19 protein-coding genes and 2 pseudogenes are annotated in these 24,970 nt (G+C 59.8%); 9 read left to right on the plus strand and 12 right to left on the minus strand.

The window, feature by feature from the left end; genetic code table 11:
• Window positions 1-3 precede the first annotated feature (3 nt).
• The 3 genes from dsrP to ACOYW1_RS26440 all read left to right on the plus strand — a co-directional run bounded on the left by dsrP (window position 4) and on the right by ACOYW1_RS26440 (window position 7,585).
• Window positions 4-1,161, plus strand: a complete 1,158-nt coding sequence (gene dsrP, locus ACOYW1_RS26430) for a sulfate reduction electron transfer complex DsrMKJOP subunit DsrP (RefSeq protein ID WP_482418428.1) — start codon at window positions 4-6, stop codon at window positions 1,159-1,161.
• 345 nt (window positions 1,162-1,506) lie between these two features.
• Window positions 1,507-5,610, plus strand: coding sequence for an acyl-CoA dehydratase activase (locus ACOYW1_RS26435; protein WP_482420349.1), 4,104 nt, complete (start codon window positions 1,507-1,509; stop codon window positions 5,608-5,610).
• Window positions 5,611-5,815: 205 nt separating this feature from the next.
• Window positions 5,816-7,585, plus strand: coding sequence for a fibronectin type III domain-containing protein (locus ACOYW1_RS26440; RefSeq protein ID WP_482420350.1), 1,770 nt, complete (start codon window positions 5,816-5,818; stop codon window positions 7,583-7,585).
• A 589-nt stretch (window positions 7,586-8,174) separates the two neighbouring features.
• Here ACOYW1_RS26440 and fdhD read toward each other — a convergent pair.
• Window positions 8,175-8,981, minus strand: a complete 807-nt coding sequence (gene fdhD / locus ACOYW1_RS26445) for a formate dehydrogenase accessory sulfurtransferase FdhD (RefSeq protein ID WP_482420351.1) — start codon at window positions 8,979-8,981, stop codon at window positions 8,175-8,177.
• A gap of 276 nt (window positions 8,982-9,257) precedes the next feature.
• Window positions 9,258-10,061, minus strand: coding sequence for a lysophospholipid acyltransferase family protein (locus ACOYW1_RS26450; protein WP_482418432.1), 804 nt, complete (start codon window positions 10,059-10,061; stop codon window positions 9,258-9,260).
• A 283-nt stretch (window positions 10,062-10,344) separates the two neighbouring features.
• Here ACOYW1_RS26450 and ylqF point away from each other — a divergent pair, with 283 nt between their 5' ends.
• Entirely contained in the window at window positions 10,345-11,208 is an 864-nt protein-coding gene (ylqF, locus tag ACOYW1_RS26455) for a ribosome biogenesis GTPase YlqF (RefSeq protein ID WP_482418433.1), read from the plus strand.
• Window positions 11,209-11,555: 347 nt separating this feature from the next.
• Entirely contained in the window at window positions 11,556-12,014 is a 459-nt protein-coding gene (locus ACOYW1_RS26460; protein ID WP_482418434.1) for a PilZ domain-containing protein, read from the plus strand.
• Window positions 12,015-12,113: 99 nt separating this feature from the next.
• On the opposite strand, the gene ACOYW1_RS26465 is transcribed toward ACOYW1_RS26460, so the two are convergent.
• The 9 genes and pseudogenes from ACOYW1_RS26465 to ACOYW1_RS26505 form a co-directional block, all read right to left on the minus strand.
• Entirely contained in the window at window positions 12,114-13,331 is a 1,218-nt protein-coding gene (locus tag ACOYW1_RS26465) for an aspartate kinase (protein WP_482418435.1), read from the minus strand.
• Window positions 13,332-13,374: 43 nt separating this feature from the next.
• The gene (tsaE, locus tag ACOYW1_RS26470) at window positions 13,375-13,872 is read right to left on the minus strand and encodes a tRNA (adenosine(37)-N6)-threonylcarbamoyltransferase complex ATPase subunit type 1 TsaE (protein WP_482418436.1); all 498 of its coding nucleotides are present in this window, start codon (window positions 13,870-13,872) and stop codon (window positions 13,375-13,377) included.
• 227 nt (window positions 13,873-14,099) lie between these two features.
• A complete protein-coding gene (locus ACOYW1_RS26475; RefSeq protein ID WP_482420352.1) occupies window positions 14,100-14,585 on the minus strand; it encodes an ADP-dependent NAD(P)H-hydrate dehydratase in 486 nt (161 codons plus the stop codon).
• A complete protein-coding gene (locus ACOYW1_RS26480) occupies window positions 14,578-15,690 on the minus strand; it encodes an NAD(P)H-hydrate epimerase (protein ID WP_482420353.1) in 1,113 nt (370 codons plus the stop codon). Before ACOYW1_RS26480 ends, ACOYW1_RS26475 begins: the two co-directional genes overlap by 8 nt.
• A gap of 455 nt (window positions 15,691-16,145) precedes the next feature.
• Window positions 16,146-16,448 carry a pyridoxine 5'-phosphate synthase gene (locus tag ACOYW1_RS26485; RefSeq protein ID WP_482423829.1) on the minus strand — a complete coding sequence of 101 codons (303 nt, stop codon included), beginning with the start codon at window positions 16,446-16,448 and terminating at the stop codon, window positions 16,146-16,148.
• Between the two features lie 47 nt (window positions 16,449-16,495).
• Window positions 16,496-16,924, minus strand: a pseudogene (locus ACOYW1_RS26490) (pyridoxine 5'-phosphate synthase); the annotation flags it as partial.
• A gap of 291 nt (window positions 16,925-17,215) precedes the next feature.
• Window positions 17,216-17,524, minus strand: a complete 309-nt coding sequence (ybeY, locus tag ACOYW1_RS26495; protein WP_482420354.1) for an rRNA maturation RNase YbeY — start codon at window positions 17,522-17,524, stop codon at window positions 17,216-17,218.
• Entirely contained in the window at window positions 17,511-19,781 is a 2,271-nt protein-coding gene (locus ACOYW1_RS26500) for an HD family phosphohydrolase (protein ID WP_482420355.1), read from the minus strand. Before ACOYW1_RS26500 ends, ybeY begins: the two co-directional genes overlap by 14 nt.
• A 174-nt stretch (window positions 19,782-19,955) precedes the next feature.
• Window positions 19,956-20,949: pseudogene (locus tag ACOYW1_RS26505) on the minus strand (PhoH family protein).
• 401 nt (window positions 20,950-21,350) lie between these two features.
• Between ACOYW1_RS26505 and ACOYW1_RS26510 the strand changes: the two are divergent.
• The 4 genes from ACOYW1_RS26510 to hisF all read left to right on the plus strand — a co-directional run bounded on the left by ACOYW1_RS26510 (window position 21,351) and on the right by hisF (window position 24,174).
• The gene (locus ACOYW1_RS26510; RefSeq protein WP_482420356.1) at window positions 21,351-21,749 is read left to right on the plus strand and encodes a CvpA family protein; all 399 of its coding nucleotides are present in this window, start codon (window positions 21,351-21,353) and stop codon (window positions 21,747-21,749) included.
• A gap of 215 nt (window positions 21,750-21,964) precedes the next feature.
• Window positions 21,965-22,753 carry a nucleoside triphosphate pyrophosphohydrolase gene (mazG, locus tag ACOYW1_RS26515; protein ID WP_482420357.1) on the plus strand — a complete coding sequence of 263 codons (789 nt, stop codon included), beginning with the start codon at window positions 21,965-21,967 and terminating at the stop codon, window positions 22,751-22,753.
• An 18-nt stretch (window positions 22,754-22,771) separates the two neighbouring features.
• Window positions 22,772-23,401, plus strand: a complete 630-nt coding sequence (gene hisH, locus ACOYW1_RS26520) for an imidazole glycerol phosphate synthase subunit HisH (RefSeq protein ID WP_482420358.1) — start codon at window positions 22,772-22,774, stop codon at window positions 23,399-23,401.
• Window positions 23,395-24,174 carry an imidazole glycerol phosphate synthase subunit HisF gene (hisF, locus tag ACOYW1_RS26525; RefSeq protein ID WP_482420359.1) on the plus strand — a complete coding sequence of 260 codons (780 nt, stop codon included), beginning with the start codon at window positions 23,395-23,397 and terminating at the stop codon, window positions 24,172-24,174. The genes hisH and hisF overlap by 7 nt, the downstream gene beginning before the upstream one ends.
• Before the next feature lie 164 nt (window positions 24,175-24,338).
• On the opposite strand, the gene ACOYW1_RS26530 is transcribed toward hisF, so the two are convergent.
• Complete coding sequence (locus ACOYW1_RS26530; RefSeq protein ID WP_482420360.1) at window positions 24,339-24,821, minus strand: hypothetical protein; 483 nt, start codon at window positions 24,819-24,821, stop codon at window positions 24,339-24,341.
• Window positions 24,822-24,970: the final 149 nt, after the last annotated feature.

Raw genomic sequence — 24,970 nt, forward strand, 5'->3', positions numbered from 1 at the left:
ATCATGCTTGAAAAAGCATTAAGCGGAAGCAGAAATTACTGGCTGTGGCTTGCCGGTCTGACGGCCGTCATTGCGGTGGCCTTCATGGGATACATGGAGCAGTGGCACTTCGGTCTCGGTGTCACCGGCATGAGCCGGGACGTCTCCTGGGGCTTTTACATTGCCCAGTTCACCTTCCTCGTCGGTGTTGCCGCCGGGGGCGTGATGCTGGTCCTGCCCTACTACCTGCACGACTACAAGGCCTTCGGCCGCATCACCATCCTCGGTGAATTCCTGGCCGTGGCCGCCGTGGTCATGTGCATGCTCTTCATCGTGGTGGACCTTGGTCAGCCCACGCGTGCCATGAACGTGATCTTAAACGCCACGCCCCACTCGATGCTCATGTGGGATGCCATTGTTCTCAACGGCTATCTCTTCCTGAACATCATCATCGGCTGGAAGCTCCTGGAAGCTGAGCGCAATGCGGTTCCCGCACCCAAGTGGGTGAAGTTCCTCATCTACGTCTCCATCCCCTGGGCCTTCGGGATTCACTCCGTGACAGCCTACCTCTACAGCGGCCTTCCCGGTCGCGGTTACTGGCTCACGGCGATCCTGGCTCCCAGGTTCCTGGCCTCGGCCTTTGCCGCCGGTCCCTCGGTGTTGATCCTCCTTTGCTTCATCGTTCGCAAAGTGACCAACTTCGATCCCGGCACAAAAGCGATGCAGACCCTCATGAAGATCATCACCTACGCACTCATCGCCAACGTGTTCTTCTTCCTGTGCGAAGTCTTCACCGTCTTCTACAGCAAGATCCCCGAGCACATGGACCATATGAAGTATCTCTTCTTCGGCCACGGCGACAAGGCAGCCCTTGTGCCCTGGATGTGGTCCTCCATGTTCCTGATGTTTGCGGCCATTATCCTTCTTGTGATTCCCAAGATCCGGAACAACGAGAAGTACATGCCCTTCCTCTGCATCATGGTGTTCTTAGGGACCTGGATCGACAAAGGCATGGGCATGATCGCCGGCGGCTTTGTGCCCAACCCCATGCACACCTACCATGAGTACGTCCCCACTCCCCTGGAGATCCTCATCACCGTAGGTGTCTACGCAGTGGGCCTTCTGGTCGTGACCATCCTCTACAAGATCGCCACCAAGATCAAAGAAGAGGTCAACGCCTAAGGCCGTTGCATCCGACAGGTTGTACTAATCCGGAATGCCAACTGGATTGTTAAGAAAACCCGCTCTCCTGATCTCAGGGGCAGCCTGGGCCTCCGTTTTCGTGTTTCACCCCTATAGAAACAAAGATCCCCCACCCTAAATTCGATTCGACCCACCGGTGTCGTTCAACCCTTTGATCTTGACTCACCCCAAAGAAAATGTTTAAAAAAGCGCATGCGTTAACGTAGAACACATATTCTAGACTCGAACCCCTTCCCCCCGGACCGCCACCCTCAGCCCCATCTGATCCCCCACCTCCGGGGGGGCACGACCTTTACGAGAGAGAAAGACAAGAGGTGCCCACCCATGAAAGCAGGACTTGACTTCGGATCCAAATATATCCACTACGCCGTCCTCGACGCCCATCGCGTCGTTGCCAGCGGCAGCACCCTCCACAACGGCAACCTGGAAGAGGCCCTTGCCCGGACCAGGCAGGCCATGGAAGCCGAAGCGGGCGGCACCATCACCCGGTTCGGGATCACCGGCAACATCACCCTTTCCGAGGCCCGCGTCTTTGACCCGGTCATTGCCTCGGTGGAGGCCGCGTCCTTTCTCAAGACCACCTGCCGGAACATCCTCTCCATCGGGTGCGAGAGCTTCTACCTCATCCGCCTGGACGACCAGGGCAACTACATGGAGCATGTGGTGAACTCCGACTGCGCCTCGGGCACCGGCTCCTTCATCGACCAGCAGGCCGAGCGCTTAGGCTTCTCCACCGAAGCCCTTGCCCAAAAGGCCGCTGCCTTCACCGGCAAGGCCCCGTCCATTGCCACCCGCTGCGCGGTCTTTGCCAAGAGCGACATCATCCACGCCCAGGCCCAGGGCTACGCCAAAGAGGCCATCGCCACCGGCCTGTGCGAAGGGGTGGCCCGAAGCGTCCTGGCCAACACCGTGAGGGGGCGCGAGCTCACCGGGGACCTGCTCTTTATCGGCGGCATGGCGGCCAACGCCAAGATTGTCCGGGAGGTGGAGGCGGCCCTTGGCCTTGCCGTCACGGTCCCTGAAAACGCCCAGGCCCTCAACGCCATCGGGGCGGCCTCCCTGGCCGACCAGCCCTGGGAGTCAAGCAGGAACCTCATCGCCCGCATGGGCCGGGAGCGCTCCGTGCGTCCCAGCCTGGACACGAACATGCCCCACTACCCGGAGTTTGACGGGCTCTCTGCTTACGAGGCCGACGGCATCGACTTCACCCTCCCCAACAACTGTGAGGCCTACATGGGCATCGACGTAGGCTCCACCAGCACCAAGGCGGTCCTTACGGACAAAGAGGGCGCCATTCTGGCAGGCCTCTACGGCCGCACCCAGGGCGACCCCGTGGATGCCGTCACCCGCCTCTTCGGCCAGGTAAAAGAGCTCTTCAAAGAGGTGGACCTCGTCATCTGCGGGGTGGCCACCACCGGCTCGGGGCGGGAGCTCATCAAAGAGGTCGTGGGCGCCGACCTTGCCATCAACGAAATCACGGCCCACGCCAAGGGCGCCACCTTCCTGGACCCTGCCGTGGACACCATCATCGAAATCGGCGGCCAGGACTCCAAGTTCACCCTCTTAAACGACGGGGTGGTGACCCACGCCGTCATGAACTACGTCTGCGCCGCAGGCACCGGATCCTTCATCGAAGAGCAGGCCAAACGGCTCCACATGACCCTGCCGGAAATCTCCGACATCGTGGAAGGGGCCAAGGCACCCTTTACCTCAGACCGCTGCACCGTCTACATGGAGCGGGACCTGAACACCTTCCTGGCCGAAGGATGGAAACGGGAAGAAATCATGTCCGCGGTGCTCCACAGCGTCCGGGACAACTACCTCTCCAAGGTGGTGGGCAAAAGCACCCCCGGCAGCCGGGTCTACTTCCAGGGGGCCACAGCCCGCAACAAAGCCCTGGTGGCCTGCTTTGAGCGGGAGCTGGGCCAGGAAGTCCGCGTCTCCAAGTTCTGCCACCTCACCGGTGCCCTGGGCTGCGCCGTGGCCCTGAAAGATGCAGGCCTTGCGACCTCCACCTTCACGGGCATCGATTTCTCCTGCACCGTGGAGACCGAAATCTGCGAGCTCTGCACCAACCGGTGCGAGCTGCGGGTCTACACCGTGGGAGGCAAGAAAAACGCCTGGGGCCTGAAGTGCGGCAGGGACTACGAAGAGAAAAAGGTGGGGGGAAAAGAGACCGTCTCCCGCCTTGAAAAACAGTTCAAGGCCACCTTCAAAACCGAGGACACAGCGGCCGAAGGCCAAAAAACCGTGGGCATCCCCGAGACCCTCTTCATGGTGGAGTACGCCCCCCTGTTCAAGGACCTCTTCCAGCGCCTGGGCTTCAAGGTGGTGGTGGAAAAAAGCACGGCCAAAAAACTGGCCCAGGGCATGAAGCTCATCAACGCGGACTTCTGCACCCCCATGGCCCTCACCCACGGCATGGTGGCGGCCCTGGATCGCCCGGATGTGGACTATATCTTTCTGCCCACCCTCATCAGCGAGCAGAACCTCCTTGAGACCCTTCCCATGGAGCAGCCCTTTGCGGAGAAGAGCACGGACAGCTACTTCTGCTACTACTCCTCCTATGCGGCCACCATCATCAACAACCTGCCCGGCATGGACTTTGGCGGCCGCCTGCTCCACCCCACCGTCCGCATGAACAACGTGGCCGACGAGATCGTGGGAGAGCGCCTCGCCGCCGAGCTTGCGCCGGTGCTGGGGCTTTCGGAAGAGGCCGTGGTCCACGCCTTCATCGACGCCAAAAAGGCCTTCACCGCACAAAAGACAGCCTGGACAGCCGAAGGGTCCAAACGCCTGGCCGCCCAGAGCGACAAACCAAAAATTCTCCTGCTGGGCCGCCCCTACGCCCTCTTCGACAAGCGGGTCAACCTGGGCATCCCCGCCCGCATGGAGTCCATGGGCTTTGAGCTCGTCTCCCAGTCCATGCTGGACCTGACGCCCACACCCGATGACCTGCCCGATCACCTGGCCAACATGCACTGGTACTTCGGCCAGCAGATCCTCCTGGCCCTGGACGCGGTGAGGAAACACCCCGACCTCTACCCGGTCTTCCTCACCTGCTTCCGATGCAGCCCGGACGCCTACCTGATGAACCACATCAAGGACGCCATGGAGAAGATGGGCAAGCCCTACCTCATCCTCCAGCTGGACGAGCACGCAAGCGACGTGGGCTACCTCACCCGCATTGAAGCGGCCATCGACACCTTTGTGGCCGACTACGACCGCAGGAAAGCCGAAAGCAACGAGATCGTCATCCCCAGGACCACCTTTGCCCCGGACACCCCCGAAGAGGGAGACACCGTCCTCATCCCCATGGTGGACGCCCGCATCAACCGCCTCCAGGCCGAGGTCTTCAAGGCCGCAGGCTACAAGGCCGAGGTCCTCCCCATGGACAACACCACTTTGAACCTCGGATACCGCTTTGCCAGCGGCGGGGAGTGCCTGCCCAACGTGGCCATCGTGGGCTCGGTGGTCTCCAGGCTCTCGCAGGGGGACCTGAACCCGGACAACGCCATTGTCTACCTGCCCAACATCTGCCTCTCCTGCAACTTCAACCAGTACGCCAACCTCATCAAGGCTGCTGGCGCCAAGGCAGGCTTTGCAGGCATCAAGGTGATGAACACCAACGGACAGGCCGCCGTACCGGGCATCTCCGCCCGGCACAACGCCCAGCTCCTCTCGGTGACCATCTTAAGCTCCATCCTCTCCAAGCTGAGGTTCCGCTTCCTCCCCTACGAAACCGAGGAAGGGGCCACCATGAAGGCCGTAAACGAAGCAGAGGCCATCATCGCCTGGCACATTGGCAACCGGAAATCCCTTATGACTGCTGCGGAAAAAGTGCGGGAGCTCTTCGACACCCTGCCCCTGACACCTGAACGCAAACCCCGCATCGGTATCCTCGGGGACATGTACGCCAAGTACAACGAGGTCTTGAACGAAGCCATCTGCGACCACGCCGAAGCCCTGGGCGGTGAAATCATCCTCCCCTCCTACAACGAGCTGGTGGTCCACTCCATCTTTGCCGACACCCGACAAAGCGATACCGGGGAGAAACTCCTGGCCACCATGACCGGCTACGAGGAAAAATTCGAAGCCATCTTCGAAGGCCTCCTCGAAGGGGTCACCGAGCCCCCCTTGGACGAATGCCAGGCCCTCATGGAAGAGTTCGGCCTCACCAGCTTCATCGCCGGTGAGACCGCCGTCTCCTTAGGCAGAATGCTCTACTACGTGAAGCACGGCCTTGTTTCCGCCGTGATCCACGTCAACCCGGTCTTCTGCTGCCCCGGGGTCATCAGCGCCTCCATCTTCCGCAAGATCCAGGAGCGCTACGGCGTGCCCGTCATCGACCTCTTCTACGACGGCACCAACAAACCCAACCGCATGATCGATCCCCACATGTTCTACCTCACCCGCAAGGCGGGGTAAGAGGCGAGGAAAAGAGCCTCCGGCGGCCCTGCCGGGGGCCAACCTTTTAAAAAGGTGGCCAAACAGGTTTTAAAAAGGCGGCCTTGGGCCGCCTCCTGAAAAACTGGACACCGTACGGAAAAAACCGTAAAATCAACCATTAATTCATTCCTTATAAAAACACCCATCTTACAATCACGTTGGTCAATCCCCTTTGGAGCACTCCATGAAACCGCACCGCCTGGTGTCCCCGGTTTTTTTCGTCGTCCTCCTGTGTCTGGCGGCCGTTGCCCTTGCCCTGCCCGATGTCCCGGATGACCCGACCCTGTCCGCCACCAACAACACCATCACCGTCTCCTGGAAAACCGTGGCCGATGCCGACGGGTACACCATCTTCTGGGGCGAAACCGAAACCGAGGTCACGGACGAAACCAATCCCCTGAAGCGAACCAACAGCGAGCTGGGGCTCACGGACCCGGTGGACGCAGGCGAGGATGTGAGCTTTACCATCGGTGCCGCCTCCGGGGTGACCCTGGAACCCGACACAACCTACTATGTGGCCATTTCCGCCTTTGAAAGCGACCGGGACAGCGCCCTCTCCGGCATCGAATCCATCACCACGGATACCGACCCCGAGGTGCCCCCTGCCCCGGTCAACCTCGCCCTGGACCTGCGCACCGATGCCAGCATCACCATCAGCTGGGACAAAGCTGCGGACTCAGACAATGTCACCGCCTATACGGTCAGCGTGGAAAAACGAGTCGCAGGCGTCTTTCAAAGCGTCTCCCTCACACCGGATTCTCCCATCGACGTCGACGTCGCCACCTACTCCGGCCTCGATGCCGACACCCGCTACCGATTCCGGGTCACGGCCACCAACGCCCAGGGCAACTCCGACCCGTCGTCCTGGCTGGTGGTAGATACCTTCGCCGCAGGGCAGACCCGGGACAACCTGGCCCCGGAGACACCCATCCTCTCCCAGGACGACCAACCCCCTGAACTGCTTGAAAACCTGAGCGTACGCGTCCTCTTTGACGGAAACAACGACGGCATGGCCGACCTGTCGGTCTACAGGGTGTACTACGGCACAGACCCCGCCAACCTGACCGACCAGCAGGACTTTTCACCCGAAGATGATGCCGTCATCTCCGGCCTTGCCGAAGATACCCACTACACCTTTCGCGTTTCGGCCATCGACACCAGCATCAACGAAGCCCCCCAGTCCGACGAAAGCGTCTCCATCTTCGTGGAAGAAGTGCACGCCCTTTTGGACGACCCGGAAACCTTTGAAGGTGGCTGCTTTGTCCACGCCTCCCAAGAGAGGGCCACCCCCCGGCCACTCCCCGTCGTCCCTATGGCCCTGGCCATTGCGGTCCTTGGCCTTGCCGTAAAGCCCCGGGGCATCCCCCTCCTGCTGGCCACCCTTCTCCTGCTCCCGCCCGCCACCGGCCACACCGAAGACCCCAACACCATCGGCATCAAGGCAGGCTTCCACCGCCTCACAGACGACCGTTACAAAGACATCTACGGTGAAAACGCCATCTCCGGCACCCTCTTCTACCAACGATCACTGAGCGGCCCCCTCACAGCCTCCCTGGAAGCAGGCTACGTGAAGCGCACCGGCACCAAACGCACGGACTCAGGCCAGGAGAGCAAGGCCGAAACCGAGCTGATCCTTGTCCCGCTCACGGCAAGCCTCACCTGGGAGAGTCGCGTGGCACAAGAGGTCATTCTCTTTGCAGGCGGAGGGCTGGACTACTGGTACTACAGGGAGACGAGCGATACCCATAAGGTGGATGCATGGGATGATGGGGACTACGGGGTGGCAGGGTACCACGGACGCGCCGGCATCAAACTCTTCACCCGTGACCCCTATTTTGACAACAAGGCCGGGGTCATCCTCGAAACCGTCTACTCCGTCATTGACCGATTCGGCGACAACACCATCGACCTGGGCGGCTGGACTTTCAACGCCGGTATCTTTCATACGTTTTGACAGAACCAAGCAAACGTGCCTCCGGCGGCCCTGCCGCCTGGCCGGGGCCAAACTTTTAAAAAGTTTGACAAACAGGTCTTAAGCAAGCCTTTCCAGGCTCCGCCGAAATAATTTCCACCTTTTCACATTAGAAAAGTTTTTTGCGGAGCTTTTTTTCAAAAAAGCGACCCGCCGGAGGCAAGCTGAATAGTTATGCAAAAGGTTGCCAAACAGGTTTTGAAAGCTATTTCATCTTGTTCGGGTGCGTTGGTTAACCGGCTGATTTACATAAACAGACAATGATTCACCAGAATACCGCTGGGATTTGACCCGAGGAACGAGGGGCAAAGCCCGGCGGTAACCTGCTTTCAAGGTGGCACACCTTGCCGCCGGAGTTATTCCGGTTCAAGTCAAACGGCTCCCAAATGACTTTCATCGTGTTTTCAGAAGAATGAAACGGCCTCTCCCGCATAAGCGGTTGCCCCACGTCACCCCCCACGCGAATGCCCCGAAAGCGATAGCATCATGGCTGCCTCCATGCATTCGCCATAGGGTTTCCAGGTGCCCCCACCTGGCCGCCGGAGGCGCTTTTTCATTCACGTTGATAGCGTTATTCTGGTGATTGGATCTGGATTCGATGGGGGTGGGTATAGACAAAAAGTCCTTCGCCCCGGGCAAGGGAGCAGAGGGTGATGCCAAGGCCTTCGGCCAGTTCCACGGCAAGGGCGGTGGGGCGGGAGACGGCTGCGATGATGGCGATACCGGCGCGGGCAGCCTTCTGGACCATCTCGTAGCTGATGCGGGAGGAGAGGACGAGGAAACGGGCCTGGCCCAGTTTTTTTTCAAGGAAGAGCTTGCCCACGGCCTTGTCCAGGGCGTTGTGACGGCCGGCGTCTTCGGCAATGGAGAGGATCGTGCCGGAGGCATCTGCCAGGGCCGCGGCGTGGGAAGCCCGGGTGATCTTTCGCAGGGGCTGGTGGGTACCTAGCTCGTCCAGGGCGTTACTCACCACATCAAAGGCTACGGGTGAAGCGTCCACCGTTGAGGTGGCCTGGCGCAGGTCGTCGATGAGCTCCTTGCCGCAGATCCCGCAGCTGGTCTGGCTGATAAAGCCGCGGCGGTCCAGGATCTCCGGGACGATATCGCTACGCTGGGGGGTCAGGGTCACGGTGACCACGTTGACGTCTTCATCGCAAAAGGCAAGGGTCCCGAAATCCTCCACCGCATCCACGATGCCCTCCCCCAGGCAAAACCCCGCCACATGGGCGATCTCATCGCCGGGGGTGCGCATCACCACGGTGTAGGGGGTGCCCTGCACGCGGATGGAGAGGGGCTCTTCGGCCAGGAGCTCCTGGGTGGTTTCCCGCACCTCACCGGACACAATGTGACAAATCCGCTGGGTACCGTGACTCTTCATGATGCCTTCCTTGATAAGTAAAATAGCCAAAAAAACAAAAACCGAGCCTCCGGCGGCGAGGTGTGCCACCTCGAAAGCTGGTTGCGAAGGCGCTTCCCTCGTCCCTCAGGGAAAATCACATTCGCCTTTAAAAATCAGGAGTTACTCACCAACCAGTTTTTTTAAGACCTGTTTGTTAAACTTTTTTAAAAGTTTAGCCCCCGGCAGGGCCGCCGGAGGCATCTCTTAACCGGGCAGCCATGAGACATCACATCCGCTGCCCGGTATGGATGCGGATCAGGACCCTGCGGTGAGCCCCTGGTTCCCGGCTCGCCTGGCCTTTCCACCGGTCACGGTGGTCTCCGTTGCACACACGTGCTCTTCCACATGGGAACCGATGAGCTGTCGGACCATCTCGGCTGTCTCTTCCACGGAGAGATGGGCGTAATCCGCGTAGGGGATTTCATCCAGGACCTCAATGTCCAGGTGATGCTTGCCATGGAAATTCATGCTGTGCTTGGGCAGGGCCTTGCGGGTCCCGTTGATGGCGATGGGCAAGATGGGCAGCTTCAGCTTGTGGGCCAGGATGAAGGCCCCGGGCTTAAAAGGCCTCAGGTGCCCGTCAAAAGACCGTGTGCCTTCCGGGAAAAAGTAGACCGAGGCTCCCTGCCTCAGGGTCTTTTCGCAGACATCCATCATTTCGGCGATGCTCTCCTTGTCCCCACGCTTCAGGCGGACATACCGGTTCATCACCATGTTCCACCCCACAAAGGGCACCTTGAAGATCTCGGCCTTGGAGACCCACTTAAAGGGGAAAAACAGAGTAAATGCGGCCAGAATATCCAGCTGGGACTGATGGTTGGAGACAACCATGTAGGTCTTCTTCCAGTCCACCTTGCCGCGTCCCCTGGTGGAGATGCGCCAGGCAGGCATGGTCCAGATATAGACCGAGGCCCAGAAACAGGAGTAAAGGTGAAGCACCACGAGCCGTTTGTCAAAGGGGCGGGTCACCAGCCAGATAAGCACCGCACCCAGGTAGAAAAAGACACAGGTAATGCCGATGTAAGCCAGAAACAAAGTGGAAATCAGTCGATTCAACATGAGGATTCGGTCCCCTTTTCATCAATGTCTATTTTATGAAACCGTCGTTCTATTTGTGGCACAAAGTGATCTTTATTTCAAGGCGTCAGCTCTGAATCTCGTTTCATTGACCACCCTCTCCATGCTATGAAGAAAACAAACTTTTTTATTGCACAAGGGGTCCTGACCAGCAAAGGTTCCCCCCTTCATCCAAACGCAACCAGACCCCGTGCGATCCCCTTTTCGTTCATTCCGAAAAGATGCGACGCCACGGTGACGATATCGCAACCTGTGAGGAGGCAATATGGCGGTCCAGTGGTACCCCGGCCATATGAAAAAAGCGAGCGATGAAATTCGCAGCGCATTGAAAAAAGTGGACGTGGTCATCGAAATCATCGACGCCCGCATTCCCGTATCCAGTTCCAACCCCATGCTCAAAGAGCTCAGGGGCTCCAAACCCTGCGTCAAAGTCCTTAATAAAAAGGACCTCGCCGACCCGGCAGTCACCGCCCGCTGGATCCAGACCATGGAAAAAGAGGCGAACACCCGGGCCGTGGCCATCGAGGCCCTCAAGAAAAAAGAGGTGGACAAGGTAAAGAACCTTGCCGCCTCACTGGCTCCACCCGACATGAAACGCGGGGTCCGGGCCCTGGTGGTGGGCATCCCCAACGTGGGGAAATCCACCTTCATCAATACCCTGGCAGGCCGAAAGGTGGCCAAGACCGGGGACGAGCCCGCCGTAACCCGCCACCAGCAGCATGTCCGCATCGACGGAGGCCGGGACGGCTTTGACATCGCCGACACCCCCGGGGTGCTCTGGCCCAACCTCGCAGACCATCGGGGCGGCATCCGGCTGGGCGCAACCGGCGCCGTGCGGGACACGGCCCTGGACTACCTGGAGGTTGCCCCCCAGGCCGTGGTGGACCTTCTCACCCATTACCGGGAGCTGCTGGTGGGGCGATACAAGCTCAAAACCGTTCCCGAAGAGGGGCTGGATCTCCTGGCTGAAATCGGCAAAAAACGGGGCTGCCTTCGCAAGGGCGGGGTGGTGGACCTGCACAAGGCCGCTGAGATCGTCTGCAAAGAGATCAAAGCCGGTGACCTGGGCCGCATTTCCCTGGACTGGCCCGAAGATTATCAAAATGAAGAAAATGAAGACGATGAGTAAAGCGCCCTGCCCGAGCAAGTAAATCTTCAATCCACACGGGATTGCATGGCAGATAACCGGAAAAAATCGTCATGCGATCCTGACCCTTATGCCGATAACCGATTGACAAACCGGAGACAACTCATTTAGATATACTGAAGCGGAAAAAGGAATAAGAGGTGTATTCAAGGCCCGCACCCGGACCTTAACGGGGTGGTCAAATCCAGTGAGCTTTTTGCCAGTGTTTTTTTGATTCATACGCCTGAAGACAAGGCGTCCCGCATCGATAATCGGTTTGGTAATGTCTATCCGAGCCCGGACAAATCATTTCTTCTTATCCACAGATAGAGATGCATAACTCAGGACCTATGGAAAAGCGATCCAAAGCAAAAAGAGAGATGTCCCTGTCTGAAGCGACCTCCCGCCTGATCTCCCATATCCTCAAAATGGGCCAGGCAGAAATCATGGATCTTCTGGAGCTTGTCGAAAAGAAACACTTCGAGAAGAAACGGAAGTCCCCGCGATTCGAGTACTACGGCGAGGCGGTCTATGTGGTAAAGGGTAGGGCATACACAGGATTTATCAAAAACATCAGCACCGAAGGGGTCTTCATCGACACCCCGGATGTGGCCGAATCCGGCGAGAAGATCATCCTCTCCTTTGAACTTCCCGAAGGGGAACACATCCGCGTCTCCGGCACCGTGGTCCGGGGCGAAGGCAACGGTTTTGCCGTCTCCTTTGACCGCACCATCGACGGCAACCTCTCCCACCTCAAGCGCCCCTTGGCAGACCCGGACGGGGCTGGCCCGTTAAAACGGAAAAACTAGTTTCTTTTTTCACGACCCCAAGCGCAAAACACAAAAAGGCCCGCCTCATCGGCGGGCCTTTTTTATGTAAATCGCACCCAGGATGCCTGCAGGCAGGGCCTACAGCTCGTCCAGCTTAAACGCGTCGTGGAGAATGCGCACGGCCAGCTCGGCGTAGCGTTCGTCGATGACGCAGGAGATGCGGATCTCGCTGGTGGTGATCAGGCGGATGTTGATGTTCTCATCGGCCAGGGCCTGGAACATGCGAGACGCCACGCCGGAGTGGTTCTTCATGCCCACGCCGATGACAGACACCTTGGCGATGTCGTCGGCCACGAGGACCTCTTTGCCCCCAAGTTCTTCGGCCACCCGACGGGTGATCTCGATGGCTTCCTGGTAGTCGGCCTTGGTGACCGTGAAGGTCAAGTCGGTCTCACCGCCGGAGCGGGTGTTCTGGATGATCATGTCCACCTGGATGCCGGAGGCGGCAAGGGGAGAGAAAATCTTGGCCGAGACACCGGGCTGGTCCGGAACCTTCTTGACGGTGATGCGCGCTTCGTTTTTATCTAAGGTAACACCGGAGACGACAAGCTGCTCCATGCCGGAATCTTCGTTGACAACCATGGTCCCTTCCTCCTCATTGAAAGATGATCTAACGTGGATCGGCACGTTGTATTTCTTGGCAAAGCCCACGGAGCGAATCTGAAGGACCTTGGCCCCCAGGCTTGCCATTTCGAGCATCTCGTCATAGGAGATCCTCTCAAGTTTTCTCGCTTTATCGCAGATCCTGGGATCGGTGGTGTAGATCCCGTCCACGTCCGTATAGATTTCGCAAGCGTCGGCTCCCACTGCCGCGGCAATGGCCACAGCCGAGGTGTCGGACCCGCCGCGCCCCAGGGTGGTGATGTTGCCGTCGCAGTCCATGCCCTGGAACCCGGCCACCACGACGATCTTCTTCTCATCCAGAAGACGTTTGATGCGGCTTGCGCCGATGCGCATGATCCGGGCCTTTCCCGCCCCGTTGTCCGTTTGGATCTCCGCCTGGAACCCGAGGAGTGACTCGGCCTTGTAGCCCATCTCCTGAAGGGTCATGGACATCAGGGAAACCGTTGTCTGCTCGCCGGTGGAGAGGAGCACGTCCATCTCCCGCTTGCAGGGCTTGCTCGAGGCCTGATGGGCCATCTCAATCAGTCTGTCGGTAACGCCGCTCATGGCCGAAAGCACCACCACCACGTCGTTCCCCTCGTCGTAAGCCCTGGCAACGCGCTTGGCCACATTGTGAATGCGCTCCAGATCCCCGACGGATGTGCCGCCATATTTTTGTACGATCAGTGCCATTGTTTCTCCATTGTAAAAGCCGTATATGTTTCAGGGTCTTGTATCAGACTTGCGCCTTCAAGTCCACATCCGGATGCACACACGCCATGGTGATCACGCGCTCGTCCGGGCCTTCTTCCCGAATCGTGACCACCAGATCCGTGCCGAGCTCGGTGTCATCGGAGCGCTCGGGCCACTCCACCACGATGACACCGCCCTCCTGGAGCATGTCCCGATACCCGATCTCCTCCAGTTCATCCCCCCCGCCCAGCCGGTAAAGGTCGAGGTGAAACAGGGGCAGACGCCCCGGGTACTCGTTGACGATGGTGTAGGTGGGGCTCGTCACGTGATACGCCTCGTCCACCCCCAGGCCCCGGGCAAGTCCCCTTGCAAAACAGGTCTTTCCGCTGCCCAGATCCCCGGCCAGAGTGAGCACAAGGGGACCGCTCACGGCACAGCCCATGAGGCGTCCCACCTCTTCGGTCTCTTCCGTGGATGCCGTGGTCAGGACCACGCGGCCCCGGGCGAGCAACTCGCCGATATACGATGAATGTTGGGTCATTGATTCTGCCATGCTGCGGCACATCACCGGCCGCCGGGTCAAAGGGTTGAAAACAGCCTCCGGCGGCCCTGCCGGGGGCCAAACTTTTGAAAAGTTTGACAAACAGGTCTTACGAACGACGCGGACCGGCCGAAAGCTCTCGGTGAGCCGACTGTTTTAAACATTACGGACATACCGGAAAGTTTTTGCGGAGCTTTTTCAAAAAGCGACCCGCCGGAGGCGCCCATTTAGATGACCCGAGCTTCGGGGGCTCGGAATTCAAGGTTGCCGGCCATGGCGTCGGAGAGGACGCCGGGCAACAGATCAATGAGGCGCGAGGCGGCCATGCCGGTCTGAAGCCCCTGGTCCATGAGGCGGCTGGCGGCTTCGCCGTGGAGGTACACACCCATCTCCGAGGCCTCTGTGCAGGAAAACCCCTGGGCCAAAAGGGCGCCGATGAGGCCGGTGAGCACGTCGCCGGTGCCGCCGGTTGCCAGAAGGGCATTGCCCGTTGGGTTGACGGCGCAGCTGCCGTCCGGGTGAGCCACCACGGTACCCGCCCCCTTGAGGACCACATGGAGCCCTGTCTGTTCGGCAAAGGCCCGGGCAGCCCCCAGGCGATCTTCCTGGATCTCACGGACCGATGCGCCGGTGAGCCGCGCCAGTTCCTTGGGATGCGGGGTGACCACGGCCTCGGCCTTGATCTCGCGCATCAGCTCGGGCTTTTCAGCCAAAAGGTTCAGGGCGTTCGGCGTCCAGGACCAAGGGAACCACGGAAAACTCAAGAAGAGCGGCAAGGGCGGCCAGTGCCCCCTTTGTGGTGGTCAGGCCAGGCCCCGCGGCCACAGCGTCCTTGCCCGAAAGAAACCCGGCCAAAGCCTCACCGCATCCCGGGTGAAAGCTGCCGTCCTCCCCGTGGGGCAAAGGCAGGCTCATGGCTTCCAGACAACGGGACTCAAAGGCGGTGTTGATGCACTCGGGAAGGGCCACGCTCACCAGCCCGGCACCACCGGAAACCGCGGCTCCGGCAGCCAGGGTCACGGCCCCGCTTTTTCCCGAAGAGCCCCCCATCAAGGCAAGATGTCCCCGGGTGCCCTTGTGGGCGTGGGGGCTGAAAGGAGCCATCTGACCCATGACCTGCTGACTTGTAATCAGGCGGCAGGCTATCCCGGCCTGCTCCACGGCCCGGTTTGGAATGCCGATGTCCACAACGGTCAGCTCGCCGCAATGCTCCCGGCCCGGATAAAGAAAATGCCCCGCCTTGGGCAGGCAGAAGGTCGCCGTAGCCTGGGCCATCACCGCACACCCCAGAACCCGGCCCGTGTCCGCACACACCCCGGAAGGAATGTCCACGGCCAGCACCGGGCCTTTGGAAGCATTCACGGCCGAAACCACCTCTGCGTAAAGGCCGGTGACCTCCCGCTGAAGGCCGGTTCCGAACAAAGCGTCCACCACCATGTCGCAGTGGGACAAGGCTCGCTTTAAGGCCGTCAGGTCCACCTCTTCGACCACCTCCACCACCGCAACGCCCAGGGCCTCCAGTAGCGAAAGGTTCTCAAAGGCCTCTCCGGAGATACCGTCGGTTCCCCCCACCACAAACACCAGGGCCTCCACCCCGCGCTCGGCCAGGTACCGGGCCACCACAAAGCCATCCCCCCCGTTGTTCCCCCGGCCCGCCACCACAACAACACGCGAAAGAGCCCTGCCCCCGGCCAACCGGTCAAGGGCCGCCACACACCCGCGCCCAGCACTCTCCATGAGCACGCGCCCGGGAATGCCGATCTCAAGAATGGTCCGACGGTCGATCTCCTGCATCTGTTTTGAGGTGGTGACCTGCATGGGAGCCTCCTTACAAATATGCCTTGTTATGCTCAAAATCGCAGAAAAAAACCAGCTTCCGGCGGCGAGGTGAGCCACCTCGAAAGCTGATTGCCCTTGCGCTTTGTCCCTCGTGCCTCGGGCCAAATCGCAAGGGCCTTCGGCTCGGGCTTCGCCCGAAACATATGCTGGTGGTTTATACGAGCGATACGACAAGCCTTGAAGGGTAAGGTCTCCTTATCGTAACCCGTTGATTATCGGGTTTACCCGATGTGAATCAGGAAGACAGGGGAACCAATCAAAAAAACTCGCACCGGGTATTACATATAAATAGAAAAGGCCTCTCCTGCAAAGGCGTTTGCCATATGTCCCCCTCCACGCGAATGCCTCGAAGCCGTTTGGGTACCGATGGCCTTCGTGCATTCGCATTCAGGTTTCAAGGTGCCTCCACCTTGCCGCCGGAGGCGTTTTTGCAGTTAGTTATGCAGCTCTTTCACGAGCTGGGCCATATCGCGAACGGCCTGGTCCAGGCCGATCATGGAGGCACGGGCGATGATGCTGTGTCCGATGCTGTACTCGTCGATCTCAGGGACCTCTTTAAAGGCTTTCACGGAATCGTAGTTGATGCCGTGGCCGGCGTTGACGCCCAGGCCCAGTTCGTGGCCGAGTTTGGCGGCGACTTTGATGCGATCCATCTCTTCGCGTTTTTCAGCGTCGGTGACGGCGTCGCAGAAGGCCCCGGTGTGGATCTCGATGATCGAGCGCGCCTCCTGGCGCAGCGGATCTGGTCTAGGTCCGGGTCGATGAAGATGCTCACGGGGATGTCCCCGTCCTGAAGCTCTTTGACGGCTTCTGCGATGTGGGCTTTCTGGGCCAGCAGGTCCAGGCCCCCTTCGGTGGTCACCTCTTCGCGCTTTTCAGGCACCAGGGTCACCAGCTCGGGCTTGATGTCCAGGGCGATGGCCAGCATCTCTTCGGTGGCGGCCATCTCCAGGATGAAGCGGGTCTGGATCACCTGGCGAAGCAGGCGGATGTCGCGGTCCTGCACGTGGCGGCGATCTTCTCTCAAGTGGGCGACAATGCCGTCGGCACCGGCCATTTCAGCACGCGTGGCAGCGGCAACGGGGTCGGGGTAGGTGGCCCTGCGGGCCTGACGAAGGGTGGCGATGTGATCGATATTGACTGCAAGTCCTGCCATGGATGGGTACTCCCAATTGGATCGGTTGGTTGTGATGGCTCCGCTTGCGTCGAACATGGAATAGGCAAAGCGAAGGAGTTGTCGAGCATGGAAAAGCAGGGGCCGCAGAGGGCGGTACCCGGCTGCTTTTTCCGGAGTGTAACACCGGGGTTATCCCGGATCAACCCCCGTTGATCACCTCCTGCGAGTTCTCCAAGAAGGATTGATGACAACAGGTTCCCTGCCTTGCCACGCCCCATAAAAAAAGGGCTCCGGATTGGAGCCCTTACATATCGTTGAGGTGTCTTGCGAATCAAAAATAGTCCAGCCCGGCCCCGGGTTCGATGAGGCTGAGGAGTTCCACGCTCTTCAGCCATGGCCGCCTCCTTCTTCCCCCAGCTCATGGTCGTACCCGGCCAGGTGGAGAATGCCGTGGACCAGGAGCTGGCTGTAGCGCTGATCAAGGGTCACGCCCCGATCGTCCGCCTCACGGGCCGCGGTGTCGCAGGAGATGATGACATCCCCCAGAAGGGGGGAGACAAAGGAGGAGTCGCCGTCGTCCATGGCAAAGGAGAGGACATTGGTGGTGGCGTCTTTTCCCCGGTACTGGCCGTTGATCTCGCGCATCTCCTCATCATCCACAAAGGAGAGGGAGAGCTCCCGGTCACTTAATGCCAAGGCGTTTAAGATGACCTTCCCCTTCTCCAGGATCGCGCTCTGCGGGACCGGGTGCATCTCCTGCCGATTGTCGATTTGAATCTCCATTTTTTGCCTTCTGTCCGTTGCCCGATTTTTCGGGGTATTTGATGCGGTGGTGGTTGATGCCGCTGAGCACCACGTTGAATCGCTTGGCCATGATATGGAGGTCTTTTAAGGTGATCTCACAATAGTCGAGCTGGCCCGAGGCGAAAATCTTGTTGATCAGGTTCTGCACCAGGCCCTGAATACGGGCCGGGGTGGGGTTGTCCAGGGAGCGGGTTGCCGCTTCCAGCACGTCGGCCATCATGACGATGGCGGCCTCCACGGTCTGGGGCTTGGGTCCGGGGTACCGGAAGTCGTCGGGGTTCACCGTCTCTTCGGAGTCCTCTTTCTGGGCTTTTGCCTTTTCGTAGAAGAATTCGATGATGCTGGTGCCGTGGTGCTGCTGGATGGTGTCCATGATGGGCTTGCCCAGGCGGTACTGCTTGGCGATCTCAATACCGGCCTTGACGTGCCCCGTAAGGATCAGGGCGCTCATGGAGGGGGCCAGCTTGTCGTGACGGTTCTTCCCGTCACTCTGGTTTTCGATGAAGTACTGGGCCTTCTCGATCTTGCCGATGTCATGGTAGTAGCCGCAGACCCTCGCCAAAAGGGGGTTTGCCCCGATCTCCGAGGCCACGGCATCGGCCAGGGTCCCCACAATGACGCTGTGGTTGTAGGTGCCCGGGGCCTCGATCATGAGCCGCCTCAAGATGGGCTGGTCCAGGTTGGCCAGCTCCAGGAGCTTGATGTCCGTGGTGTAGTCGAAGAGCATCTCCAGAAGGGGAGCAATGCCTGCGGTGACGATGCCCGAGGCGATCCCCCCGGTAAAGGCGAACAGGGCGCTCCACAGGTAGATCTCCAGGGAGATGTCGCTGGTGTAGGTCACCACCCCGGTGGCCAGGACCACGTTGAGGAGCCCCAGCTTGGCACCGGCCTTGATGAACACCTTGCGTTCCCGGCAGTTTTTCAGCCAGAAGGCGGCCATGGCCGAGCTCAGGAAGATATAGATAAACATGGGAAACTGGTTGGCAAACACCAGGGTCACCAGGGCGGCAAAGACAATGGAGAAGAAGAGGGCCGCCTCCATGCCCATGAAAAGGCAGACCGCCATGGCCCCGGCAGCCACGGGCATGCCGAAATAGACCGAGATCTCATGGATATCGAACTCCACCGACGCCCCGATGACACCGGGCACGGACAGGGAGATCTTGGCCACCAGCAGAAAGGTGACAAGCACCGTGGCCAGAAAGAACATGTTCTTGTTGCGGTCTTCGATGCCCTCGTTTTTCGGCCGGTAGTGGACCAGAAAGGCGATCATGAGGAAAAAGGCCGTCACCATGGCCGCGCCGATGCTTCGGGAGAACAGGTGGCGGTTCCGGGTCTGATGCTGGAGTTCCTGCAGTTTTGCAAGTTGAAGCTCGGTGACCCGCTCCCCTTCACGCAGGATCATCTCCCCCACCTTGACCTTGAAAAGGACCGGCTTCACCTCTTCGGCGGCACGCCTGGCACGGCTTTCGGTCTCGCTGCCGTTCAAGGTGATGTTGGGCTGCAGCATGCGCTGGGTGAAATCCACGATGAGGTTCAGGGCCGTGTAGTCCACATCCGCGGCCTCTTTTTTAAACAGAGGATCGGCCACGATGCGCACCATGGTCTGGGCCTGCTCCAGGCCGTAGTAGGCCTTGAGGTTCTTGGCCACGGACTCTTCCTTGCCGTCCACGGTGCGCAGGGTAATGCCCCTGTCCACCTGGCGAAGCAGGAGTTCCTTGTTGGCCACCACCCCGTTGGTCATGATCTCGCTGTAGATGCGGCAGATGAGGTCCTCAATGGTCTTGGAAAAGAGGTGGGTCTCAAGGACCTGGAAGGCGCCCCGGCTCACCTCAATGCCCATCTTGTCCTCAAACTCCTGCTTTCTCAGCCACACCTCGTCCAGGGGCGTGGCCGCAGCCGTGGACTCTTTGCCGGGCTCCACCGTGGGCTGAGGAGGCGGGGGAACCGGCGGCTGGGTCAGGATGGTCCGAAACTCGGAAAAGGCGCTCCGGACATTGGCCACCTGGCGGCCCACCACTTCCGTGTTGTTGTCGTACACGGGCAGGACCGAGCGGATGGCCAGCTTCCGGCTCGCCTCGGTGGCGGCGTCGTCCTGGATCAGAAAGTCACGGGGGGCCTTGATGTTCTTTTCAGCGATGTCTCCCACGCTGTAGGAGAACTTGGTGGCGGAAAATAGGATGGGTGCGTCGGGTAAAAAACAGGGTGATCAGCCCCAGCAGGATCCAGAGCACATGGCCGCTGGTCACAAAATATGCACGGACCGACTCCCGAAAGGGAAGTCGCTTCTCAGGTCGAAGATTCATCTTGTATCGTACGCCTCTTAAAGTGCCTGTTCCGCGCGTCGACGCTTGGAAAGGTCGTTCTTCTCGTAGGCCGAGATAATCTTCATCACCAGCTTGTGGCGCACCACGTCGTCCTTGGTGAATTCCACAAACGAGATCCCGCGAATTCCCTTAAGGATACCGCCTGTTGAATCCAGGCACCTTTCCGTTGGGAAGGTCCACCTGGGTCACGTCACCGGTGATGACCGCTTTGGAGTTGAACCCGATGCGGGTCAAAAACATCTTCATCTGCTCGGAGGTGGTGTTCTGGGCCTCATCCAGAATGATAAAGGCGTTGTTCAGGGTCCGCCCCCGCATAAAGGCCAGGGGGGCCACTTCAATGGCTCCCTGCTCCATGAGTTCCGTCACCTTTTCGTAACGCAGCATGTCGTGCAGGGCATCGTACAGGGGGCGAAGGTAGGGGTCCACCTTCTCGGCCAGGTCACCGGGCAGAAACCCCAAAGACTCCCCGGCCTCCACGGCCGGACGCGTGAGGATAATGCGGTTCACCTGGCCACTGGTCAGGGCGGCGACGGCCATGGCCATGGCCAGATAGGTCTTTCCGGTCCCTGCCGGGCCGATGCCGAAGACAATGTCGTGCTCCCTGATGGCATCGATGTACGCTTTCTGATGGGGGCTCTTGGGGGTGATGGGGCGTTTCGTGGCGGTGGTGAACACCGTGTCCATGAAGATGGACTTCAGGTTCACCTCGGGATCACCGCTCACCGCCTTAATGGCGTGATCGATGTCGCTGGGGTAGAGGGGCAGCCCCTCTTTGACGAGGGAATAAAGCTGGTTCAGCAGGGTGACGGCCAGCTTGCGGGCCACGGCATCCCCCTGAAGGGTCACCTTGTTGCCCCGGGCATGGATGGTGATGGCCAGGGCGTCTGCGATCTTGGTGAGGTGACGGTTCTTCTCACCGAACAGCTGTATGACGTGCGCGTTGTTTGAAAACGACAACTCGCTGGTGCTGTTCTCCAAATTTTCTTCCATGTATGAGCCTTCGCGATGCCCTGCCCTGTCACAACATGAAACAAAGCCGGGCGTTCCCTTATATGTTGCCTGACCCGATTTCAGCAGGGAAAATCAAAAACGGTGGTAACGTCAGAAAACCGGAACGGTACAGCCGCCCGGTGCCCCTCAGGGTCACCATTTCGGGGGTATCTGCCTGAGAGTGAAAGTCATTTTGACATGTATGCATTCTTAGCACACATGATTTGCCGAATGCAAACTGAAACGTAACCCCCTTTAACCCAAGGAAAAATGCCTTGACTCCCCGCCGCAGCTTCTGCTAAGCAAGCAGATTGATCGGTGCGAAGGCCGCACCGTGCCGTGGCATTCGACGCTTTCACCTTACCGTTTTACCAGGCGCATCTCACCATGGAGGCCCGCTGATGAACCCACTGGATATCACCTTTTGCATCGTAATCGCCTTCTGCCTGATCCGGGGCGCCTTTCGGGGAATCGTCAAGGAAGCTTCCGCCATCATCGGGGTCTTCGGCGGCTTTTTCGCCGCCTACAACTACTACCCCTTGCTGGCCGACCAGCTCAGCCGGTTCATCGACTCTGCGGCCTGGCTCAACATCATCAGCTTTCTTGTCATCTTCGGCGCCGTCTTTGCCGCTGTCTCCGCCCTGGGCATCCTCGTCAAGTACCTCCTCAAGGTGGTGTTCCTGGGCTGGGTGGACCGTCTCTGCGGGGCTGGCTTCGGCCTGGTCAAGGGCGTCTTGATCTCCACCGCGAGTGGTAGCCATCGTCTTTGCCACCTTCCTCGACGAGGATTTCTCCCCTGATCCGGCAGTCCAAGACAGCACCCTACATCACCATCGTCTCGGAGGCCCTCTCCGGCTTTGCGTCCAAGGACCTTCGCCAGGAGTTCACCTCCAAAATCGAAGATGCAAGAAAGATTTGGGAAAAGCGGTTATAGCGCCACCGGCCGACCCGTCCCCACCCCCGAAAAAACCAGCCCTGCCCTGTGCAGGGCCTTTTTTATTAAAAGGTCACCCTTGTGAACGACACACGAAAACTCATCCAGCGCCTCAGGGCCGATAACGGCTGCCCCTGGGATCGTAAACAGACCCCCGTTTCCATGGTCCGGTACCTCATTGAAGAGAGCTACGAGCTCCAGGAAGCGATCCACGGCGGGGACATCAGTGAAATGGCCGATGAGCTTGGAGACACCTGGTTTCAGATGGTCTTTCTCATCCACCTGCTGGAAGAGGCCCACGGGCTCTCGTTTCCCGAAGTGGTCAAGGCCAACCAGCGCAAAATGATCCGGCGCCACCCCCACGTCTTCGGGGAAGAGAGTGCCGACACCGTGGATGAGGTGAAGACCCACTGGGCCCGGGTCAAGGAAGAGGAGAAGGCCGAGGCCCCCGCCTCCCTCCTGGACACGGTCACCTCGGGCACCCCGCCCCTCATGAGGGCCCGGGACGTCTCCAAGGTCACGGCCGAGGCCGGATTTGACTGGGACGACATGGACGGGGTCATGGACAAGGTGGACGAGGAGTGGACCGAGTTCAACGAGGCCCTGGCCTCGGGGGACAAAAAGGCCGCCTCCTTAGAGTTCGGCGACCTGCTCTTCACCCTGGTCAACGTGGCCCGCTTTGCCGGTATCGACGCCGACGCAGCCCTGGCCTCCTCGGTGGCCAAGTTTGAAAAACGCTACCGCCTCATGGAGCAACTCCTGGCCAAAGAGGGACAGCGACCGGACCGAAGCAGCTCCTCTTCTGTGGACGCCATGTGGGAGCGCGCCAAAGAGATCAACGATGGGGCAGATGATGCCCCCAACACGTAACTGGAGATGTGACACACCATGATAGCCATCATCGACTACGAAGCCGGCAACCTCACCAGCGTCGAGCGGGCCGTTCGGTCCCTGGGGCGCGACTGTGTGGTGACCGGTGACGCCCGGACCATCCGCGAGGCCGAACGGGTCATCTTCCCCGGCGTGGGCCAGGCGGGCAGCGCCATGGCAAGCCTGAAGCGCACCGGCCTGGACACCGTCATCCATGAGGTCTACGAGTCGGGCCGCCCCTTCATGGGCATCTGCCTCGGCACCCAGATCATCCTCTCCCACAGCCGTGAGCACGACACCCCCTGCCTCGGCCTCCTCGGCGGGGAGGTGGAAGCCTTCCCCGCAAAGATGAACGACACCGACGGCTCCCGGCTGAAGATCCCCCACATGGGCTGGAACCGCATCCGCCCCGTGGCAGACCACCCCATCCTGGAAGGGATCACCGAAGAGGACGAGTTCTACTTTGTCCACAGCTACTACCCAGAGCCCGAGGACCGGACCCATGCCCTGGCCGAGTGCACCTACGGGATCACCTTTCCCGTGATGCTGGGCCACAAGAACCTGGTCTCATCCCAGTTTCACCCGGAAAAGAGCGGCAAGGCCGGCCTTAAAATCTTAGACAACTTCTGCAGGTGGCAACCATGTTAAGCAGGCGCATCATCCCTTGCCTGGACGTGCGCGAAGGGCGCACCACCAAAGGCATCAAATTCAAGAACAACGTGGACATCGGGGACCCGGTGGAGATGGCCAAGCTCTACTACGAGCAAGGCGCCGACGAAATCGTCTTCTACGACATCACCGCCTCCCATGAAAAACGCAACATCATGATCGACGTGGTCCGCCGCGTGGCCGAGACCATCTTCATCCCCTTTTCCGTGGGCGGGGGCATCCGTACGGTGGAAGACATGCGTGCCGTGCTCCTTGCAGGTGCGGAAAAGGTGAGCGTCAACTCCGCGGCCGTCAAAAACCCTGAAATCATCCGCCAGGGCGCCGAGGCCTTCGGCAACCAGTGCGTGGTCCTGGGCATGGACGTCAAGCAGGTGGAAGTAAGCGAAGCCATCCCCTCGGGCTATGAGATCGTCATCAACGGCGGCAGAAAGCACATGGGCATGGACGCGGTGCAGTGGGCTCTCAAGGCCCAGGAGCTGGGAGCCGGCGAGATCTGCCTCAACTCCATCGACGCCGACGGCATGAAGACCGGCTACGAGGTAAACCTCACCCGCCTCATCTCCGAAACCGTGGACATCCCCGTCATCGCATCGGGGGGTGCCGGAGAGCCCGAACACCTCCGGGAAGTGTTGACCAACGGCAAGGCAGACGCCGCCCTCATCGCCTCCATGGTCCACTACGGCGACTACACGGTCCCGGGCATCAAGGATTACCTCCATGACGCCGGGGTCAAGGTCAGGCACCGCTGGTAACAACCGGCTCGCCAATACCCCCATAAAAAACAAAAAGGCCGAAAACGATCTTTTTCAAATCGTTTTCGGCCTTTTTTTGTACGTGTCGCTGCGGACACCCGCGCCTTGTGTAAAATCTCAGCGGCCTTCATCATCAAGGCCTAAAATGTACGCCCTTAAAGGGATCAGACATAATCACCGCGCCTGAACTTCACGGCTTCGATACCGGCCAGGGCCGCGCTCTGCTCGGCCAGCTCCCGTACCTTGGGGTCGGGCTCATCGCTTAAGGAGGCGGCAAGCTCCGTGGCCAGGGCCCCCATCTCCCCCACCAGGGACGCCACCTCTTTCAGGGGCACATCCGGGGACTCCATCTTCTGGGAATAGTCTTCCAGAAGATTCAACAGGGCGGCGGTGCGCTCGGCTGTGGGTGACGGGCCTGCTGCAGGAATAACAGGGGGCATCACCGCACGGATCTCGCCCAGGGGAGCAGCGGCGGAAACAGCTCCCGGGGCCTTGGTTGCAGTCCCCTCGGAAGGGCCGGCCTGTTCCCGGGACGCCTGGTTCAACACCTGATCAAAGGAGGCGGCCCCTTCCCGGGACGTGGCGGCGCCTGCTGCGGGTTTCGCGGTTCCCGCGGGCCCCATGGGGTTGATGGAATTGAGTTTCATGGTGGACTCCTGTGGTGGGATCGGTTGACCGGGGCCTCACCCCCTTGCGCGCGTTTCCGGTTCCGGTTAAACACGCCCGCCACGCGATCCGACGGATTATCTGTACGCCTTGCCCCACGGTACGAAGCAAAGCCTGCCACCCTCAAACC

Source organism: Desulfoluna sp. CYM3A, from assembly GCF_056829965.1.

Excerpts from the sequence above, each read along its gene's own strand:
- tsaE (WP_482418436.1), bottom strand. The coding sequence starts at position 13,872 with ATGACCCAACATTCATCGTATATCGGCGAGTTGCTCGCCCGGGGCCGC.
- ACOYW1_RS26510 (WP_482420356.1), top strand. The coding sequence starts at position 21,351 with ATGAACCCACTGGATATCACCTTTTGCATCGTAATCGCCTTCTGCCTG.
- ACOYW1_RS26465 (WP_482418435.1), bottom strand. The coding sequence starts at position 13,331 with ATGGCACTGATCGTACAAAAATATGGCGGCACATCCGTCGGGGATCTG.
- hisH (WP_482420358.1), top strand. The coding sequence starts at position 22,772 with ATGATAGCCATCATCGACTACGAAGCCGGCAACCTCACCAGCGTCGAG.
- hisF (WP_482420359.1), top strand. The coding sequence starts at position 23,395 with ATGTTAAGCAGGCGCATCATCCCTTGCCTGGACGTGCGCGAAGGGCGC.
- ACOYW1_RS26450 (WP_482418432.1), bottom strand. The coding sequence starts at position 10,061 with ATGTTGAATCGACTGATTTCCACTTTGTTTCTGGCTTACATCGGCATT.
- dsrP (WP_482418428.1), top strand. The coding sequence starts at position 4 with ATGCTTGAAAAAGCATTAAGCGGAAGCAGAAATTACTGGCTGTGGCTT.
- ACOYW1_RS26440 (WP_482420350.1), top strand. The coding sequence starts at position 5,816 with ATGAAACCGCACCGCCTGGTGTCCCCGGTTTTTTTCGTCGTCCTCCTG.
- ACOYW1_RS26460 (WP_482418434.1), top strand. The coding sequence starts at position 11,556 with ATGGAAAAGCGATCCAAAGCAAAAAGAGAGATGTCCCTGTCTGAAGCG.
- ylqF (WP_482418433.1), top strand. The coding sequence starts at position 10,345 with ATGGCGGTCCAGTGGTACCCCGGCCATATGAAAAAAGCGAGCGATGAA.
- ACOYW1_RS26480 (WP_482420353.1), bottom strand. The coding sequence starts at position 15,690 with ATGCAGGTCACCACCTCAAAACAGATGCAGGAGATCGACCGTCGGACC.
- ACOYW1_RS26435 (WP_482420349.1), top strand. The coding sequence starts at position 1,507 with ATGAAAGCAGGACTTGACTTCGGATCCAAATATATCCACTACGCCGTC.
- fdhD (WP_482420351.1), bottom strand. The coding sequence starts at position 8,981 with ATGAAGAGTCACGGTACCCAGCGGATTTGTCACATTGTGTCCGGTGAG.
- ACOYW1_RS26530 (WP_482420360.1), bottom strand. The coding sequence starts at position 24,821 with ATGAAACTCAATTCCATCAACCCCATGGGGCCCGCGGGAACCGCGAAA.